The 16520-nt window shown below is 72.6% G+C and carries 15 protein-coding genes; 7 read left to right on the top strand and 8 right to left on the bottom strand.

Annotated features, from left to right (window positions below):
- Positions 1–2: 2 nt before the first annotated feature.
- On the top strand, positions 3–677 hold the full coding sequence (locus tag ACFWUZ_RS01195) for a 1,4-alpha-glucan branching protein (RefSeq protein WP_384365048.1): 675 nt from the start codon (positions 3–5) through the stop codon (positions 675–677).
- An 81-nt stretch (positions 678–758) separates the two neighbouring features.
- Here the strand turns inward: ACFWUZ_RS01195 and ACFWUZ_RS01190 are convergent, their stop codons facing one another.
- The 6 genes from ACFWUZ_RS01190 to ACFWUZ_RS01165 all read right to left on the bottom strand — a co-directional run bounded on the left by ACFWUZ_RS01190 (position 759) and on the right by ACFWUZ_RS01165 (position 8250).
- Positions 759–2930 (bottom strand): 3-hydroxyacyl-CoA dehydrogenase NAD-binding domain-containing protein, encoded by a 2172-nt coding sequence (locus ACFWUZ_RS01190; protein ID WP_384365045.1) that lies wholly within the window; start codon positions 2928–2930, stop codon positions 759–761.
- 53 nt (positions 2931–2983) lie between these two features.
- Positions 2984–4198, bottom strand: a complete 1215-nt coding sequence (locus ACFWUZ_RS01185; protein ID WP_384365042.1) for an acetyl-CoA C-acetyltransferase — start codon at positions 4196–4198, stop codon at positions 2984–2986.
- Positions 4199–4244: 46 nt separating this feature from the next.
- On the bottom strand, positions 4245–5387 hold the full coding sequence (locus ACFWUZ_RS01180; protein WP_384365040.1) for an acyl-CoA dehydrogenase family protein: 1143 nt from the start codon (positions 5385–5387) through the stop codon (positions 4245–4247).
- Positions 5388–5601: 214 nt separating this feature from the next.
- Positions 5602–6627, bottom strand: coding sequence for an LLM class F420-dependent oxidoreductase (locus tag ACFWUZ_RS01175; RefSeq protein ID WP_384365037.1), 1026 nt, complete (start codon positions 6625–6627; stop codon positions 5602–5604).
- Positions 6627–7754 carry a CaiB/BaiF CoA transferase family protein gene (locus ACFWUZ_RS01170; RefSeq protein WP_384365034.1) on the bottom strand — a complete coding sequence of 376 codons (1128 nt, stop codon included), beginning with the start codon at positions 7752–7754 and terminating at the stop codon, positions 6627–6629. The genes ACFWUZ_RS01175 and ACFWUZ_RS01170 overlap by 1 nt, the downstream gene beginning before the upstream one ends.
- 94 nt (positions 7755–7848) lie before the next feature.
- Positions 7849–8250 (bottom strand): MmcQ/YjbR family DNA-binding protein, encoded by a 402-nt coding sequence (locus ACFWUZ_RS01165; RefSeq protein WP_384365031.1) that lies wholly within the window; start codon positions 8248–8250, stop codon positions 7849–7851.
- A 94-nt stretch (positions 8251–8344) separates the two neighbouring features.
- On the opposite strand from ACFWUZ_RS01165, the gene ACFWUZ_RS01160 reads away from it, so the two are divergent.
- Positions 8345–9544, top strand: coding sequence for a saccharopine dehydrogenase family protein (locus ACFWUZ_RS01160; protein ID WP_384365028.1), 1200 nt, complete (start codon positions 8345–8347; stop codon positions 9542–9544).
- Positions 9545–9608: 64 nt separating this feature from the next.
- Here ACFWUZ_RS01160 and ACFWUZ_RS01155 read toward each other — a convergent pair whose 3' ends face one another.
- Positions 9609–10286, bottom strand: a complete 678-nt coding sequence (locus tag ACFWUZ_RS01155) for an endonuclease V (RefSeq protein ID WP_384365025.1) — start codon at positions 10284–10286, stop codon at positions 9609–9611.
- Positions 10287–10312: 26 nt separating this feature from the next.
- Between ACFWUZ_RS01155 and ACFWUZ_RS01150 the strand changes: the two genes are divergently transcribed.
- Together ACFWUZ_RS01150 and ACFWUZ_RS01145 are read left to right on the top strand one after the other, a co-directional pair.
- Complete coding sequence (locus ACFWUZ_RS01150; protein ID WP_384365022.1) at positions 10313–10612, top strand: YciI family protein; 300 nt, start codon at positions 10313–10315, stop codon at positions 10610–10612.
- Between the two features lie 182 nt (positions 10613–10794).
- Complete coding sequence (locus tag ACFWUZ_RS01145) at positions 10795–11271, top strand: GNAT family N-acetyltransferase (RefSeq protein WP_384365019.1); 477 nt, start codon at positions 10795–10797, stop codon at positions 11269–11271.
- Here ACFWUZ_RS01145 and ACFWUZ_RS01140 read toward each other — a convergent pair whose 3' ends face one another.
- Entirely contained in the window at positions 11272–12351 is a 1080-nt protein-coding gene (locus ACFWUZ_RS01140; protein ID WP_384365016.1) for a WD40/YVTN/BNR-like repeat-containing protein, read from the bottom strand.
- A 469-nt stretch (positions 12352–12820) separates the two neighbouring features.
- On the opposite strand from ACFWUZ_RS01140, the gene ACFWUZ_RS01135 reads away from it, so the two are divergent.
- The 3 genes from ACFWUZ_RS01135 to ACFWUZ_RS01125 all read left to right on the top strand — a co-directional run bounded on the left by ACFWUZ_RS01135 (position 12821) and on the right by ACFWUZ_RS01125 (position 16501).
- On the top strand, positions 12821–13237 hold the full coding sequence (locus ACFWUZ_RS01135) for an SsgA family sporulation/cell division regulator (protein ID WP_384365013.1): 417 nt from the start codon (positions 12821–12823) through the stop codon (positions 13235–13237).
- A gap of 246 nt (positions 13238–13483) precedes the next feature.
- A complete protein-coding gene (locus ACFWUZ_RS01130) occupies positions 13484–15124 on the top strand; it encodes an ABC-F family ATP-binding cassette domain-containing protein (protein ID WP_384365010.1) in 1641 nt (546 codons plus the stop codon).
- Positions 15125–15529: 405 nt separating this feature from the next.
- On the top strand, positions 15530–16501 hold the full coding sequence (locus ACFWUZ_RS01125; RefSeq protein WP_384365007.1) for an acyl-ACP desaturase: 972 nt from the start codon (positions 15530–15532) through the stop codon (positions 16499–16501).
- The last annotated feature ends 19 nt before the right edge of the window (positions 16502–16520 follow it).

Here is a 16520-nt window from a genome sequence, read left to right as displayed (position 1 = left end):
ACATGGCTGTCATTCATCGCACCACCATGTCCCCCGGCAAACTCGAACTCCTCACCGGCTGGCTGCCCTCACGCCCCTGGTACCAGGGCGCGGAGGGCGCCGTCCCGCAGCTCGCCAAGGCGGGTGGCTTCCGGCTGGACGACCCCGAGGGCGAGGTGGGCATCGAGTTCATGGTGGTCACGGACGGCTCCGGTGACGCACCGATCGCCTACCTGGTGCCGGTCACCTACCGCGGGGCCCCGCTGAAGGGCGCGGAGGAGGGCCTCATCGGCACGTCCGAGCACGGGGTGCTGGGCCGCCGCTGGATCTACGACGGCGCCCACGACCCGGTCCTGGTGGAGCAGCTCCTGGCGCTGATGGCGGGCCGGACGACGGCGCAGGACCAGAACGCGAGCGACGCCCCGGACCCGACGGTCGAGGTCCGCACCGAGGGCGAGGGCGTACCGGAGGACCTCACCGGCCCCGGCGAGGTGGCCGACACCGCCGGAGCGACCGTCGTCACGGTGGGCCGCGCGTCCGGGGCGGGGCCGGTCCTGCGGCTGACCGTGACCCGGGTGCTCGGCCCCGGGGCCGCCGCCGCGGACGGTCTGCTCGGGCAGGTGCTGGCCGGCTGGTCCGCCCCGGACGGGACCGGGGAGCGCGGGGTGTTCGCCTTCCTGAGCGGCGCCGGCCAGTAGGGACGGAACGCAACGGAACAGTCCCGGGCCCGCCTCCACGGGCCCGGGACGGCCGCGCCGGCCGGCCTACGTCCCGCCGCGCTAGTCGGCGTACGTCTCGCCGCGCTCGGCCTTCGCGACCAGCGAAGCCGGCGGGGTGAAGCGCTCCCCGTACGTCCCGGCCAGCTCGCGGGCACGGGCGACGAAGCCCGGCAGGCCGCCCTCGTAGCCGTTGATGTACTGGATCACGCCGCCGGTCCAGGCCGGGAAGCCGATGCCCATGATGGAGCCGATGTTGGCGTCGGCGATCGAGGTGAGGACCCCTTCGTCGAGGCAGCGGACGGTGTCCAGGGCCTCGGAGAAGAGCATCCGCTCCTTCATGTCCTCGAAGGGGATCTCGTGTCCCGGCTTGGCGAAGTGCTCGCGCAGCCCCGGCCAGATGCCCGCCCGCCTGCCCGACTCGTCGTACGCGTAGAAGCCGGCCCCGCCGCTGCGGCCCGGGCGGCCGAACTCGTCGACCATCCGGTCGATGACGGCGTCGGCGGGGTGCTCGGCCCAGGTCCGGCCCTCGGCCTCGAAGGCCTTGCGGGTCTCGTTGCGGATCTTGCGCGGCAGGGTCAGGGTCAGCTCGTCCATCAGCGAGAGCACCTTGGCGGGGTAGCCGGCCTGCGCGGCGGCCTGCTCGACGGAGGCGGGCTCGATGCCCTCGCCGACCATCGCCACGCCCTCGTTGATGAACTGGCCGATGACCCGCGAGGTGAAGAAGCCCCGCGAGTCGTTGACCACGATGGGCGTCTTGTTGATCTGCCGGACCAGGTCGAAGGCGCGGGCGATGGCCTCGTCACCGGTCTGCCCGCCCTTGATGATCTCGACGAGCGGCATCTTGTCGACGGGCGAGAAGAAGTGCAGCCCGATGAAGTCGGCCGGACGCGAAACCCCCTCCGCCAGCCCGGAGATGGGCAGGGTGGAGGTGTTGGAGCACAGCAGCGCGTCCGGTGCGACGACGTCCTGGATCTCCTGGAACACCTTGTGCTTCAGGGCGGTGTCCTCGAAGACGGCCTCGATGACGGCGTCGCAGCCCGCCAGGTCGGCGGCGTCCGCGGTGGGGGTGATCCTGGCGAGCAGCTCCTCGCGCTGGGCCTCGGTCGTACGGCCCCGGGAGACGGCCTTGTCGAGGAGCTTCTGCGCGTACGCCTTGCCCTTGGCCGCGGCCTCGGCGGTGACGTCCTTGAGCACCACCTCGATGCCCGCGCGGGCGCAGGAATAGGCGATGCCGGCGCCCATCATGCCCGCGCCGAGGACGGCCACCTTGCGGACCGTGCGCGCGGGGACGCCCTGGGGGCGGCTGCGGCCGGCGTTGACGGCCTGGAGGTCGAAGAAGAACGCCTGGATCATGTTCTTGGCGGTCTGGCCGGTGACCAGCTCGGTGAAGTAGCGCGCCTCGATGGTCAGCGCGGTCTCGAAGTCCACCTGGGTGCCTTCGACGGCGCAGGCCAGGATGTTGCGCGGCGCCGGGTACGGGGCCCCGTTGAGCTGCTTCTTCAGGTTCGCGGGGAAGGCCGGCAGGTTCGCGGCGAACCTCGGGCTGGACGGCGTACCCCCGGGGATCTTGTAGCCGGGGACGTCCCAGGGCTGCTTCGACTCGGGGTTGGCGTCGATGAAGGCGCGGGCCTTGGCGAGCATCTCCTCGGGGGTGGCGGCCAGTTCGTGGACCAGGCCGTTGTCCAGGGCGCGCTGCGGGTTGTACTGGGTCCCCTGGAGGAGGACCTTCAGGAGCGCGTCGGCGATGCCCATGAGGCGCACGGTGCGGGTGACGCCGCCACCGGCGGGGAGCAGGCCGAGGGTGACCTCGGGCAGGCCGATCTTGGAGCCGGGCGCGTCGAGGGCGACGCGGTGGTGGCAGGCGAGGGCGATCTCGTAACCGCCGCCCAGGGCGGCTCCGTTGATCGCGGCGACGACGGGCTTGCCGAGGGTCTCGATGCGGCGCAGGGAGCGCTTGATGGCGGTGCCGGTGTCGAAGGCCAGCTGGGCGTGCTCGGGGCGCAGCCGGATCATGTCCTTGAGGTCGCCGCCGGCGAAGAAGGTCTTCTTGGCGGAGGTGAAGACGATGCCGCGGATCGAGTCCTTCTCGGCCTCGGCGCGGTCGGCGACGGCCTCGATGGAGTCCTTGAAGGCCTGGTTCATGGTGTTGGCGGACTGGTCGGGGTCGTCGAGGATCAGGGTGACGACGCCGGTCTCGTCCTGTTCCCAGCGGATCGTGGTGGACTCGCTCATGGTCACTGCTTTCGTGTCGGTCCGTGCGGAGGAGGGTCTGGGGACAGGACGTTTCAGAGGCGCTCGACGACGGTGGCGACACCCATGCCGCCGCCGACACAGAGCGTGACGAGCCCGTAGCGCTTGTCCTGGCGCTCCAGCTCGTCGACGATCGTGCCGAGGATCATCGCGCCGGTGGCGCCGAGCGGGTGGCCGAGGGCGATGGCCCCGCCGTTGACGTTGACCTTGTCGAGGGACAGGCCCATGTCCTTGACGAAGCGCAGCACCACACCGGCGAAGGCCTCGTTGATCTCGACCAGGTCGATGTCGTCGATGGTCAGCCCGGCCTTGGCGAGGGCCTTGCGGGTGGCGGGGGCGGGACCGGTGAGCATGATGGTGGGCTCGGAGCCGGACACGGCGGCCGAGACGATGCGGGCGCGCGGGCGCAGCCCGTTGCGCTCGCCGGCCTCGCGGGAGCCGATGGCGACGAGCGAGGCCCCGTCGACGATGCCGGAGGAGTTGCCCGCGTGGTGGACGTGGTCGATCTTCTCGACCCAGTGGTACTTCTGCAGCGCGACGGCGTCGAAGCCGCCGAGCTCGCCGATGTCCGCGAAGGACGGCTTGAGCTTGGCGAGGGTGTCGGCGGTGGTGCCCGGGCGGATGAACTCGTCGTGGTCCAGGACGACCAGGCCGTTGCGGTCGGTGACGGGGACGACCGACTTGGCGAAGCGTCCCTCCTTCACGGCCGCGGCGGCCCGCTCCTGGGAGAGGGCCGCGTACTCGTCGACGTCGCGCCGCGAGAAGCCCTCGATGGTGGCGATCAGGTCGGCGCCGATGCCCTGCGGGACGAAGCCGGTGTCCCAGTTGGTCATCGGGTCGGCGAACCAGGCGCCTCCGTCGGAGGCCATGGGGACGCGGGACATGGACTCGACCCCGCCGGCCAGCACGAGGTCCTCCCAGCCGGAGCGGACCTTGGCGGCCGCCATGTTGACGGCTTCGAGCCCGGAGGCGCAGAAGCGGTTCTCCTGCACGCCCGCGACGGTGTCCGGGAGTCCGGCGGCGATCGCCGCGATCCGGGCGATGTCGGAGCCCTGGTCGCCGACCGGGCCGACGACGCCGAGCACGATGTCGTCGATGGTGGCGGGGTCGAGCCCGGGGTTGCGCTCGCGCAGGGCGTCGATGAGGCCGACGACCAGGTCGATCGGCTTGGTGCCGTGCAGGGAGCCATTGGCCTTGCCGCGGCCGCGCGGCGTGCGGATCGCGTCGTATACGTACGCTTCGGTGCTCACTGGTCAAGCCTTTCGGAGGTTTTCCAAGGGGAGGGGCAGGCGGGGGTCAGCCGAGCAGGGAACGGCCGATGATCTCTTTCATGATCTCGGTGGTGCCGCCGTAGATGGTCTGGATACGGCCGTCGGTGAAGGCCCTCGCGACCCGGTATTCGGTCATGTATCCGTAGCCGCCGTGTAGTTGCAGGCAGCGGTCCGCGACGCGCTTCTGGAGCTCGGTGGCCCACCACTTGGCCATCGAGGCGTGTACGTGGTCGAGTTCGCCGTTCGCGTGGTCGGTGATGCAGCGGTCGAGGAAGGTACGGGTGACGGCGCACTCGGTGGCCATCTCGGCGATCTCGAACCGGATGTGCTGGAGCTTGGCGAGCGGGCGGCCGAAGGCCTCGCGCTCCTTGACGTACTGCGTGGTGATCTCCAGCAGGTACTCGGCGGCGGCGATCCCGGCCATCGCGATGCCCATCCGCTCCTGCGCGAGATTCGTCATCAGGTGGACGAAGGCGCCGTTCAGCTCGCCGAGCAGGTTCTCCTTGGGCACCCGGACGTCGTGGAAGAACAGCTCGGCGGTGTCCTGGGCCTTCTGGCCGATCTTGTCGAGGTTGCGGCCGCGCTCGAAGCCCTCGGCGCCGCGCTCGACGACCAGCAGCGACAGGCCGTGCGCGCCGCCCTCGGGCGTGGTCCTGGCGACCACGATCACCAGGTCGGCCAGGATGCCGTTGGAGATGAAGGTCTTGGAACCGTTCAGCACCCAGTGGTCGCCGCGGTCCTCGGCCGTCGTACGGATGCCCTGGAGGTCCGAGCCCGCGCCCGGCTCGGTCATCGCGATGGCGGTGACGGTCTCGCCGGAGCAGAAGCCGGGCAGCCAGCGGCGCTTCTGCTCCTCGGTGGCGAGCGAGGTGAGGTAGGGGCCGATGATGTCGTTGTGCAGGCCGATCGCGAGCCCGGGGGTGCCCGCGCGGGTGAACTCCTCGGCTATCACGGCGGCGTATCGGAAGTCGGTGTTCCCGCCGCCGCCGTACTCCTCCGGGACGGCCATCCCCAGCAGCCCCTGCCGGCCGGCGGCCAGCCAGGCTTCGCGGCTGACGATGCCGTCCTTCTCCCACTGCTCGTAGTGCGGCAGCACCTCCTTGGTGAGGAAGGTGCGGACGGTCTCGCGGAACGCCTCGTGGTCGGCGTCGAAGATCTGGCGCTTCATCGGACGGTTCGCTTCATCGGAGGGGCTCCCAGGGGTGTCGTGCCGGTCGGGGGGTTCGGTGAGCGGGATCGGGCGGCTGCGGCCCCCCGGCGGTGGAGGCTGCCGTCCGGGGCCGCCGCGGGGCGGAGTGCGGCGGTCAGGCCGGGCGGGTCGGCGGCCGGTCGGACCGGCCTGTGCTCGGGCGGACCGGGCCGGCCTGTGGGCAGGACACCCCCTAGAGCCAGTTCTTGACGGTTTCGATCAGGCGGGCGGGGTCGGGGCCGACGGGCGTGACGTCGAGCATGGTGACGCCCGCCTCCCGGAAGGCCTCGACGCGGTCGCGTACGTAGCCCTCGGGTCCGCACAGCGTCATCAGCTCGCAGAACTCGTCCGGGACGGCGGCCGCGGCGTCGCGCTTGCGCCCGGAGAGGTAGAGCTCCTGGATCCGGCGGGCCTCCTCCTCGTAGCCGTAGGCCACGGCGAGGTCGTTGTAGAAGTTCTTCCCCACCGCGCCCATCCCGCCGACGTACAGCGCGATCTGCGGTCGCGCGAGGTCGCGTACGGCCGCGGCGTCCGCACCGATGGCGAGCAGCCCGCCCGCCACCGTCTGGAGCGGCCCGAGGTCCGGGGACCGCGCGGCGGCGCCCTCGGCGAGGGGGGCGCCCCACACCGCACGGGCCTTCTCCGGGATGAAGAGGGTGGGCAGCCAGCCGTCGGCGATCTCGGCGGTCAGGCGGACGTTGGCCGGGCCGAGCGAGGCGACGTACACGGGGATCGCGTCCCGGACCGGGCGGGTGAGGATCTTCAGCGGCTTGCCGTGCCGGCCGCCCTTCTCCGGCGGCAGCGGCATGTCCGTGATGCCGTGGTGGTCGATCGTCTCGCGGCGCCAGATCCGGCGGCACAGTTCGACCGTCTCGCGGGTCCGGCCGAGCGGCTTGTCGTACGGCCGGCCGTGCCAGCCCTCCACGACCTGCGGTCCGGAGGCGCCGAGGCCCAGCATCGCCCGGCCGCCGGAGACCGCGTCGAGACCGGCGGCCGTCTGGGCGATCAGGCCGGGGGTGCGCGAGTACACGTTGAGGACCGCCGAGCCGATCTTCAGCCGCTCGGTGCGGGCGGCGAGGTACCCCATGATCGTCGGGGAGTCGAAGCCCCAGGCCTCGGCCACCCAGACGGCGTCCAGGCCCGCGGACTCCAGCGCCGCCGCCTCGTCCGCGGCCCGGCGCGGATCGCCCGCGTAGTCGAGCATCATGGAGAGTTCCATCAGGCTTCCTTCGGGAGCAGGGCCGGTACGTCCCAGTCGGCGGCCACGGAGGCGGCGTGCGCACCCGGCAGGGCGGGGCCGCTGCTGACGGCGGCCGGAGTGGCGGAGAACCGCGGCGCGGGCGCGGGTTGGGTGATCCCGCCGAAGTCGGTGAAGGTGCCGCGGGCGGCCAGGTGCGGATGGTGCGGGGCCTCGCCCAGCGACAGCACCGGGGCCACGCAGGCGTCGGTGCCCTCGAAGACCGCCGTCCACTCCGCGCGCGTACGGGTGCGGAAGCGGGCGGCGACGGCTTCGCGCAGCTCGCCCCAGCGGGCCAGGTCCTTGCGGGCGGGGGCCTGGTCCTTGATGCCGAGCAGCTCCACGAAGGTGTCGTAGAACTGCTGCTCCAGCGCGCCGACGGCCATGTACCGGCCGTCGGAGGTCTCGTAGGTGCCGTAGAAGGGGCAGCCGCCGTCGAGGAGGTTGGCCCCGCGCCGGTCCTGCCAGCCGCCGGCCGCCACCATCCCGTGGATCATGGCGGTGAGGTGGGCGGTGCCGTCGACGATGGCCGCGTCGACCACCTGCCCGGTGCCTGCGGTGCGGGCGTGCTGGAGGGCCGCGAGCACGCCGATGACCAGGTAGAGGGAGCCGCCCGCGTAGTCCCCGACCAGGTTCGCGGGGACGGCCGGGGGTCCGTCCGCGCTGCCGATCATGCCCAGCGCGCCGGTGACGGCGATGTACGCGATGTCGTGCCCGGCGGTGTGGGCCAGCGGCCCTTCCTGGCCCCAGCCGGTCATCCGGCCGTAGACGAGCTCCGGGTTGCGGGCGTGGCAGTCGGCCGGGCCGACGCCGAGCCGCTCGGCCACCCCGGGGCGGAAGCCCTCGATGAGGACGTCGGCCCGCTCGACCAGGTCCAGTACGCGGGCGGGGCCCTCCGCGGACTTGAGGTCGACCAGGACGGAGCGCTTGTTGCGGTTGGTGACGTCGAAGGCCGGATCGACGGCGAGCCCGCCGCCGCCGGGCCGGTCCACCCGGACCACGTCCGCGCCGAGGTCGGCGAGGAGCATGGCGGCGAACGGTCCCGGGCCGATGCCCGCCAGCTCGACGACGCGCACTCCGGCGAGCGGGCCGTTCCCTGTCACTGCCATCGAGCCCCCAGCGTTGTCGGTCGCACGGTGTGACACAACTGATGTAACACCAGCGATGCTAGGAACGTGTCCCACTCAGCACAAGAGCAAGCGCTTAGCCGTTTGCCCCGGTCCGGGCGTCCAGCTCCTTGACCTGCCGCTTGAGGGCCACCGTCCGGTAACTCTCCTCCACCCACTCGCACAGCACCTCCACCGAGGGCGTCCCCTTCTCCCCCAGGGGTACGGAGACCCACCCGGACCGGCCCAGACCGTACCCGGAGGGCGCCGCGCCCGGAGCGGTCATCGCGTGCCCGTGCAGCGCCTCGTCCTTGAGCTTCACGGAGAGGCCGGGCTGCTGGGGACCGTCCACGGTGCCCAGGAAGACGAAGATCTTCTTGTTGACCTTCGTCACGCAGTCCTCGGGCCCCCACGGATGGTCCTCCCACGCCTCCGGGAGCCCGAGAGCGAACTCCCGCACCGCCTCCCACTTGCGCACCGCAGCCTCCCGAGCCTTCATGACGCCTCCCACCTACCGCAGGTCACACCTGCCCGCACGGACAGCCGTTCCTCACGCTAGCCTCAGCCACCGACACCAGCTGGGAGGAGCGGTCATGAACGCACAGGTTCGGCAGGACCATCCGGAACGGCCGTACGACGTCGTGCTCTTCGGCGCGACCGGATTCGTGGGAGCGCTGACCGCCGAGTACCTCGCCGCGCACGCACCGGACGGCTGCCGGTGGGCCCTCGCGGGCCGGGACCTCGCCCGGCTGGAGCGGCTGCGCGAGCGGCTGGCCGCCGTCGATCCCGCCTGCGCGAAGCTGCCACTGCTGCGGGTGGACGCCTCGGACACGCAGGCCCTGCGCGAACTGGCCGCCTCCACCCGGGTGCTGGCCACGACGGTGGGCCCGTACGTCTGGTACGGGGCCGGACCGGTCGCCGCGTGCGCCGAGGCGGGCACCGACTACGTGGACCTCACCGGCGAGCCGGAGTTCGTGGACCGGATGTACGTCGAGCACGACGCGCGGGCGCGGGAGACCGAGGCCCGGATCGTGCACGCCTGCGGTTTCGACTCGATCCCCGCCGACCTCGGGGCGTACTTCACGGTCCGTCAGCTCCCGGAGGGCGTACCGCTGAAGGTCGACGGGTTCATGCGCACCAACGCCCTCTTCTCGGGCGGGACCCTGACCTCCGCCCTCACCGCGCTCAGCCGCGGCCCGCAGACCCTGACGGCCGCGCGGGCGCGCCGGCTGCACGAGCCCCGGCTGCTGGGGCGCCGGGCGCGGGGGCCGGTGGGTGCGCCGCGGTTCAGTCGGGAGACCGGCACCTGGGCGCTGCCACTGCCCACGCTGGACCCGACGGTGGTGGCCCGTTCCGCCGCCGCGCTGGAGCGGTACGGGCCGGACTTCCGCTACCGCCACTACGCCTCCGTCAAGCACCTGTCCGTCGCGGTGGGCGGTACGGCCGCGGTGGGCGCGGCCGTGGCCCTGGCCCAGGTCCCGCCCGCCCGGCGGATGCTGATGAACCGCTGGGAGCCGGGGCAGGGACCGGACGCGGAGCGGCGGGCCCGCAGCTGGTTCACGCTGCGCTTCGTGGGCGAGGGCGGCGGGCGCCGGGTGTTCACCGAGGTGGCGGGCGGTGACCCGGGCTACGGCGACACGGCGAAGATGCTGGCCGAGTCTGCGCTCTGCCTGGCCTACGACCCCGTACCGGAGGCCGGGGGGCAGCTGACGACGGCCGTGGCGATGGGTGACGCGCTGCTGCCCCGGCTCCAGCGGGCCGGGATCACCTTCCGGGTGGTGCACTCGCGCTGACCCCGGCCCGCCCCGGCGTCCGGGAGCCCGTACCGCGGACCCCGGGGCCGGGCGGAGGCGACGGTCAGGAGGCCTCGCGCAGGGCGCGGCGGCACAGCGAGTCCGCGTGGCGGGTGGTCTCCGGGATCCGGTAGCGGGGGCTCAGCGCCAGGGCGTGGGCGCAGGCGTTGTCCAGCGAGACGCGGTGGCCGACGGAGACGTACACCGGCTTGATCCCGTCCTGGGTCCGCAGGGCCCGGCCGACCTCGGCGCCGTCGGCCGCCAGCAGCGCGGCCCCGTCGCCGCGCCGAGCGCCCGGTTCCTCGCAGGTGAAGGTGAACGGGTTCTTCGCGACGCCGATGGCCGGCAGTCCGGTGACCACCCCGAGGTGGCAGGCGAGGCCGAAGCCCCGGGGGTGCGCGAGGCCGTAGCCGTCGCAGACGACGAGGCCGGGCGCCCGGGTGAGCGCCCCGAGGGCCTCCAGTACGGTCGGCAGTTCCCGGAAGGCGAGCAGGCCGGGCACGTAGGGGAAGCTGACCCGGCCGACGGCGGTGGCCTCCTCCACGACCTCCAGGGTCGCGGCGTCGAGCACCACGGCCGCGGCGGCCACCAGGTCCCGCTCGTCGTCGTAGGCCACGTCCACGCCCGCGACCAGGCCCTGCCCGGGGGGCGGGCCGGGCTCGGTGAGCACGACCTGGTGGCGTAGTTCGTCCTGTATCGCCCGGGCCTCGGCCTCGTCGGCGGGGGTCTTCGCACTCGTCATGATGGAGCGAGAGTAGCCTGGCGATCATGTTCGTCATGGAGCTCACCTACACCGCACCCCTCGAAGCCGTCGAAGAGGAGATGGACGCCCACATCGCCTGGCTGGACGGCCACTACGCGGCGGGCGTCTTCCTCGCGTCGGGCCGCAAGATCCCGCGCGACGGGGGCGTGATCCTGGCCGGCGGGGTCTCGCGTGCGGAGATCGAGAAGATCGCGGCCGAGGACCCCTTCACGGTGGCGGGCGTCTGCGCCTACCGCATCACGGAGTTCATCGCCACGAAGACCTCCGCGGACCTCGCGACGGTCCGCGAGAACCCCCTGGTCTGACCGACGGGCGGAGCCCGGCCCCGTCCGGCCGGCTGCGCCCCGTCTCGGCTCGGCACAGCTCGATCTGGATTCGATTCGACCGTCAGGACACCACTGACCCGCGGCCGTACGGACGCCCGGCCCGCGCCGACGCGGCGGGCGGCCGGACGCGGCCGCGCCTCACGACTTCCGAGGAGAAACCGGTGCTTCCCCGCCTCGCCGAGCCCGCCGACATACCCGAGCTGATCCGGCTGCGCGCCGTCGCCCTGGAGGCTCTGGGGGTGGAGCCGGGCCCGCCCGACGCCGCCTGGCGGACGATCGCGGCGGGCTGGTTCGCGGAGCGGGTGGGCGAGCGGCCCGCCGTGCGCTGCCTGGTCGTCGGCGCTCCCCCCGGCGGACCGCTGCTGGCCTCCGGCATGGCCTGGATCACCTACCACCTGCCCGGTCCAGCGGGGCCGGACGGGCGCCGGGGCTACCTGGACGGCATCGTGACGGACGGGGCGGCCCGCGGCAGGGGACACGGCCGCCGCGTCGTCGACGGACTGCTGGAGTGGCTCGGCGGCCTCGGCATCGGCTACGTCCAGCTGCACGCCAGCGCGGACGGCGAGCCGGTGTACCGGGCCGCGGGCTTCACGCCCGGCCGCTACCCGGGCATGGACCGGATCACCCCGGCTCCCTGATCAGCGGCGTTCCAGCCGGGCGACCCGGCCCTTCTCCCCCGCCGCCCAGCAGGCCGCGTCGGCCGTGCAGTCGACGGTGTCGAAGGAGCCCGCGTCCAGCGCCCGCCAGCTGCGGCCGCCGTCGGTCGTCACGTCCGTGCCGGTCGGGCCGACGGCGAGGGCCGTGCCCCGGGCGTACGGGTACCAGGCGGCGCCCGAGCGGTAGGCCGGCGGCGGGGTTGCCGCCTGGCGCCAGGTGCGGCCGGCGTCGGAGGAGACGGCCGCGGCCTGCGGGGAGGCCTGGCCCGTGCGGTAGTCGCCGCCGACGGCGAGGCCCGTCGTACGGTCCCGGAAGGCCAGGGCGAAGACCCCGCGTGCGGGATCGCCCGCCGGGACGGTGGAGTCGGCGACGCGCCAGGTCAGGCCGCGGTCCGCGGAGTGCAGGACCCGGGCGGCGGCACCGCCGCCCGTGGCCAGCCAGACGTCCCGGGACCCGGCGCTGACCAGGCACTGTCCGCTCGCCGCGAAGCCCGCTTCGCCGGGCAGGGCCGGGGGCATCCCGTCGCTCGGCAGCACCCGCCAGCTGCGGCCGCCGTCCTGCGTGGACAGGATGCGGAACTTGCCGTCCACCGGGTCGCTCATCGCCAGCCCGTGCCGGGCGTCGAAGAAGGTGAGGCAGTCGTAGAAGGCGCGCGGGTCGGGATTGCGGAAGGTCTCGGTCCAGGTGGCGCCGCCGTCCTCCGTGCGCAGCACCCGGGAGGCCTCGCCCTCCCCGATGGACAGGGCCACCGCGCGCCGCGCGTCGAAGGCTTCGATGTCCCTCAGCTCCAGCCCCTCCGCGACGGCGCCCGGCGGGGAGACGTCCCGCCAGCTGCGGCCGCCGTCCACCGTGCGCAGGACGGTCCCCTTGGAGCCGGCCACCCACGCCGTCGACCGGCTGACCGCTGCCAGTCCCCGGAACCGCGCCTCCTTGCCGGTGTCCTTCAACGCCCAGCCCGCGCCGCGCAGTTCGGCCAGTTCGGCCAGTTCGGCCGAGGCTCCGGCCGGGGACGCCTGGGCGGGTGCCGCCGCCATCCCCAGCGCCACAGCCGCCGCGCACATGCCAACTCCCAGAAGTCTCATGGCGCCGGAAGCTAACGCACCCCGGATCGGCCGTCCAGGGCGCCTCGCGGCCGCGGCCCGCCTGGGCCCGGGGCCGCCGGGTGCACCGGTCGCCCGGCCGCCGACGGGCCCCGTACGCTTTTGCGTCGGCCGGCCGCCGGTCGGTGCGCACCGGGCGTGGCGGCCCTCGGCGGATGAGCCGCGAACGCTTCGGGGCGGCACCTTGCTCCGCCGGAGTGAGCGGTTACCAGCCCTTCTTCACGCACTTCAGGGTGTACGGAACCGACTACTCCGCCTTCCCGCACTTCCGACCGAACGGTCACTCTGTGCGATCACACGGACAGGTTCCGGCCAATCGGTGATACAGCTCACGTCATCCCCCGTGCACGGATTTGCCGATTCCGGCGTCTATCCGGTTGCCGGACTTCACCCTCAGCCCGGCAGCAGATCCGCCGCAAGGGAGTGAGCCTTGATCACTGTCATCGAGCAGGCCGTTCAGGCCCGTCTGGTCGCCACCGCGCCGAAGGTCGAGACCGTGACCGTCACCCTCTGCTACGACCGTGCGGATCCTTTCGCCGTGCGCATGGCGTTCCCGGCCCCCGCCACGCTCGAGGGCATCGAGGTCTCGTGGACCTTCGCGCGCGAGCTGCTGGAGTCGGGGCTGGACCGCCCGTCGGGCAGCGGGGACGTCCGCGTGCGCCCGTACGACGCCGACCGCACCACGGTCGAGTTCCACGCACCCGAGGGCGTGGCGATCGTCCTGATGACGACCGCGGAGCTGCACCGGTTCCTGGAGCGGGCCGCGACCGTGGTGCCCCCGGGTCTGGAGCACCTCTACCTCGACATGGACCACAGCCTCGCCGAGCTGATGCGCGACACCTGCTGACCGTCCGCGCCGCCGCCCGGGCCCGCCCGGCGACGGCCCCCGCTCCCCCGGCCCCGTAAATCCGTTTGCGGCCGAATCCGGCCGCCCGTAGCTTCGTAGACGCCCCACTGCCGCCGAAACGGAGCAGGACATTGCTCGTCTGAGGTCCGAGACACCGACCGCCCCACCGTGACCTTCCGCGTCACCGGCTGACCGTCGGCTGTCTCCCCGCGTTGCACGTACCACTCACGCAACCTGGAGGCCTCTATGAGTCACGCCCCTGCTTTCCTCACCTGCTCCGCGCTCTCCTTCGAATGGCCCGACGGCACCCCCGTCTTCGACGACTTCCACCTGGCCGTCGGCCCCGGTCGGACGGGCCTGATCGGACTCAACGGCTGTGGGAAGTCCACCCTGTTGAAACTCGCCGCCGGAGAGCTGACCCCGTCCGGGGGCCAGTTCTCCGTCGCCGGCACGGTCGGCCACCTGCCGCAGAACCTCACGCTCGACACCGCGCTGCGCGTGGACGAGGCGCTGGGGATCCGTGCGGCGCGCACCGCCCTGCACGCCATCGAGGCGGGCGAGGCCACCGAGGCCGACTTCGCCGCCGTGGGCGACGACTGGGACGTGGAGGAACGGACCCTGGCCACCCTCGACCAGCTCGGCCTCGCAGGGATCGGCCTGGACCGCACCGTCGGCGAACTGTCGGGCGGCGAGGGCGTCCTGCTGCGACTGGCCGCCCTGCTGCTCGCCCGCCCCGACGTGCTCCTGCTGGACGAGCCCACCAACAACCTGGACCTGCGCGCCCGCCGCCGCCTGTACGGGGCGGTCGAATCGTGGAACGGGGTCATGGTCCTGGTCAGCCACGACCGGGAGCTGCTGGAGCGCGTCGACCAGATCGCCGACCTGCACGACGGCGAAGTCCGCTGGTACGGAGGGAACTTCACCGACTACGAGGCGATGATCGCCGCCGAACAGGAGTCGGCCGAGCGGATGGTCCGGGTCGCGGAGGCCGACGTGCAGCGGCAGAAGCGCGAACTGGCCGACGCCCACGTCAAACTGGCCCGGCGCAAGCGGTACGGCCAGAAGATGTTCGAGAACAAGCGCGAGCCGAAGATCGTGATGGGTGCCCGCAAGCGCGCGGCGCAGGAATCGGCCGGCAAGCACCGCATCATGCACACCGAGAAGCTGGCCCAGGCCAGGGAACGGCTCGGCCAGGCGGTCGACGCGGTGCGCGACGACGACGAGATCCGCATCGAACTGCCCGCCACCCAGGTGCCGCCGGGGCGCCGCGTGCTCACCCTGAGCGACCTGCGCCTGGCGCACGGGGCGGCCGTACGCGGCGAATGGGAGCTGCGCGGACCGGAGCGGATCGCACTCGTGGGCCGCAACGGCTCCGGGAAGACCACCCTGCTGCGCACGATGGCGGGCCAGCTCGCACCCGAGTCCGGCGAGGCCGTCACCCACGTGAGCACGCGGTTCCTGCCGCAGCGCCTCGACGTGCTCGACGAGAGCCGCTCGGTGGTGGAGAACGTGGCACGGTTCGCCCCGCAGGCGACGAACAACCTGATCCGGGCGCGGCTCGCGCACTTCCTCTTCCGCGGCGCCCGGGCGGACCGGCCGGCCGGCACCCTGTCGGGCGGCGAACGCTTCCGGGCGGCGCTGGCCGCGCTGCTGCTGGCCGAGCCCGCGCCACAGCTGCTCATGCTCGACGAGCCGACGAACAATCTGGACCTCGCGAGCGTCCGGCAGCTGACCGGCGCACTGGACTCGTACGAGGGCGCGCTCGTGGTGGCCAGCCACGACGTGCCGTTCCTGGAGTCGATCGGCATCACGCGGTGGCTGCTGCTGGACGGCGACCTGCGGCCGACCACGGCCGAAGAGGTACGGGAGAACCTCTGGCACGAGTGACCGGCCGGCCCCGGATGGCCGACAGACGGCCGTCCGGCGGGCTTGGCGGCGCGGGATGACGCGGGGTGACGCGAATCACGCGGGGCGAGGCCCCTGCGCGGCGAAGCAGCGCGCCGAGTCCGCTTAGGGCCGGGCGCCCGGGGGAAGGCGTACACCGGCAGGGCCTGGCCCCGCCCGGGCCCGGGCTCCGGTCCCGGTCGTCAAGGCGAGGACCCGTGCACCACCTGAGGGTATGACTTTGCCAGCCGCACTTCCCCGCCCCTGACCGGGCTCAAACTGCATAGATAACTGGATGTAACCGGACATATGGGTGAGTGGGGCTTGGCTGGCCTTGATGTCGCGCTTAACCTACGACTCCGTAGGCTACGGAACCGTAGGTAATTCGCTTTGCACCCAGGAGTACCCGTGACAGTCACCTCTCCCCACCTCGGCAGCTCGGAGGCGTGGACCGACGCCAAGTTGCTGTTCGCGCTGGAAGAGGTGGTCGAGAAAGAACTCAACCGCCACCTGCAGGTGACCAAGGACTGGATGCCCCACGAGTACGTCCCGTGGAGCGACGGCCGGAACTTCCCGGGCTTCTTCGAGGACGGCGAGGCCTGGGACCCGGAGCAGTCCAAGGTCACCGAGATCGGCAAGATCGCGCTGGTCGTGAACCTGCTGACCGAGGACAACCTTCCCAGCTACCACCACGAGATCGCCTCGCTGTTCGGGCGCAACGGCGCGTGGGGCACCTGGGTGCACCGCTGGACCGCCGAGGAGGGCCGCCACGGCATCGTCATGCGCGACTACCTGCTGGCCTCGCGCGCCGTGGACCCGGACAAGCTGGAAGCGTTCCGGATGCAGCACATGTCGGAGGGGTTCGAGTCCGACAACCGGCACTCGATGCTCCACTCGGTGGCGTACGTCGCCTTCCAGGAGCTCGCCACCCGCATCTCGCACCGCAACACCGGCCACCAGTCCGGTGACCCGGTCTGCGACCGGATGCTGGCCCGCATCGCGCAGGACGAGAACCTGCACATGGTCTTCTACCGGAACCTGCTGGGCGCGGCCTTCGAGCTCGCCCCGGACCTGACCATGCAGGCCGTGCGGGACGTCGTGGTCAACTTCCGGATGCCCGGACACGGCATGCCCGGCTTCGAGCGGATGGCCGCGCAGATGGCGATCGGCGGGGTCTACAACCTGCGGATCCACCACGACGACGTGCTGAGCCCGGTGATCCGCTTCCTGAAGATCATGAACATCGACGGGCTCGGCCCCGAGGGCCAGAAGGCCCAGGAGGAGCTCGCGCTCTTCATGAACGGCCTGGACTCCGAGGCCCGCAAGTTCGACGAGCGCCTGGCCGCCCGCGCCGCGCGCATCGCGGCCCGCAAGGGCTGATCCCGGGCGCGGAGGCTCC

Source organism: Streptomyces sp. NPDC058646 (genome assembly GCF_042716875.1).
Taxonomy (GTDB): domain Bacteria; phylum Actinomycetota; class Actinomycetes; order Streptomycetales; family Streptomycetaceae; genus Streptomyces.
The sequence above is the reverse complement of the archived record's forward strand: the minus strand, read 5'-3'. Positions and strand labels throughout refer to the sequence as shown.

Coding starts and splice junctions, on each gene's coding strand:
- ACFWUZ_RS01190 (WP_384365045.1), bottom strand. CDS start 2,930: ATGAGCGAGTCCACCACGATCCGCTGGGAACAGGACGAGACCGGCGTC.
- ACFWUZ_RS01150 (WP_384365022.1), top strand. CDS start 10,313: ATGTTCGTCATGGAGCTCACCTACACCGCACCCCTCGAAGCCGTCGAA.
- ACFWUZ_RS01160 (WP_384365028.1), top strand. CDS start 8,345: ATGAACGCACAGGTTCGGCAGGACCATCCGGAACGGCCGTACGACGTC.
- ACFWUZ_RS01165 (WP_384365031.1), bottom strand. CDS start 8,250: ATGAAGGCTCGGGAGGCTGCGGTGCGCAAGTGGGAGGCGGTGCGGGAG.
- ACFWUZ_RS01130 (WP_384365010.1), top strand. CDS start 13,484: ATGAGTCACGCCCCTGCTTTCCTCACCTGCTCCGCGCTCTCCTTCGAA.
- ACFWUZ_RS01155 (WP_384365025.1), bottom strand. CDS start 10,286: ATGACGAGTGCGAAGACCCCCGCCGACGAGGCCGAGGCCCGGGCGATA.
- ACFWUZ_RS01180 (WP_384365040.1), bottom strand. CDS start 5,387: ATGAAGCGCCAGATCTTCGACGCCGACCACGAGGCGTTCCGCGAGACC.
- ACFWUZ_RS01140 (WP_384365016.1), bottom strand. CDS start 12,351: ATGTGCGCGGCGGCTGTGGCGCTGGGGATGGCGGCGGCACCCGCCCAG.
- ACFWUZ_RS01195 (WP_384365048.1), top strand. CDS start 3: ATGGCTGTCATTCATCGCACCACCATGTCCCCCGGCAAACTCGAACTC.
- ACFWUZ_RS01170 (WP_384365034.1), bottom strand. CDS start 7,754: ATGGCAGTGACAGGGAACGGCCCGCTCGCCGGAGTGCGCGTCGTCGAG.
- ACFWUZ_RS01175 (WP_384365037.1), bottom strand. CDS start 6,627: ATGGAACTCTCCATGATGCTCGACTACGCGGGCGATCCGCGCCGGGCC.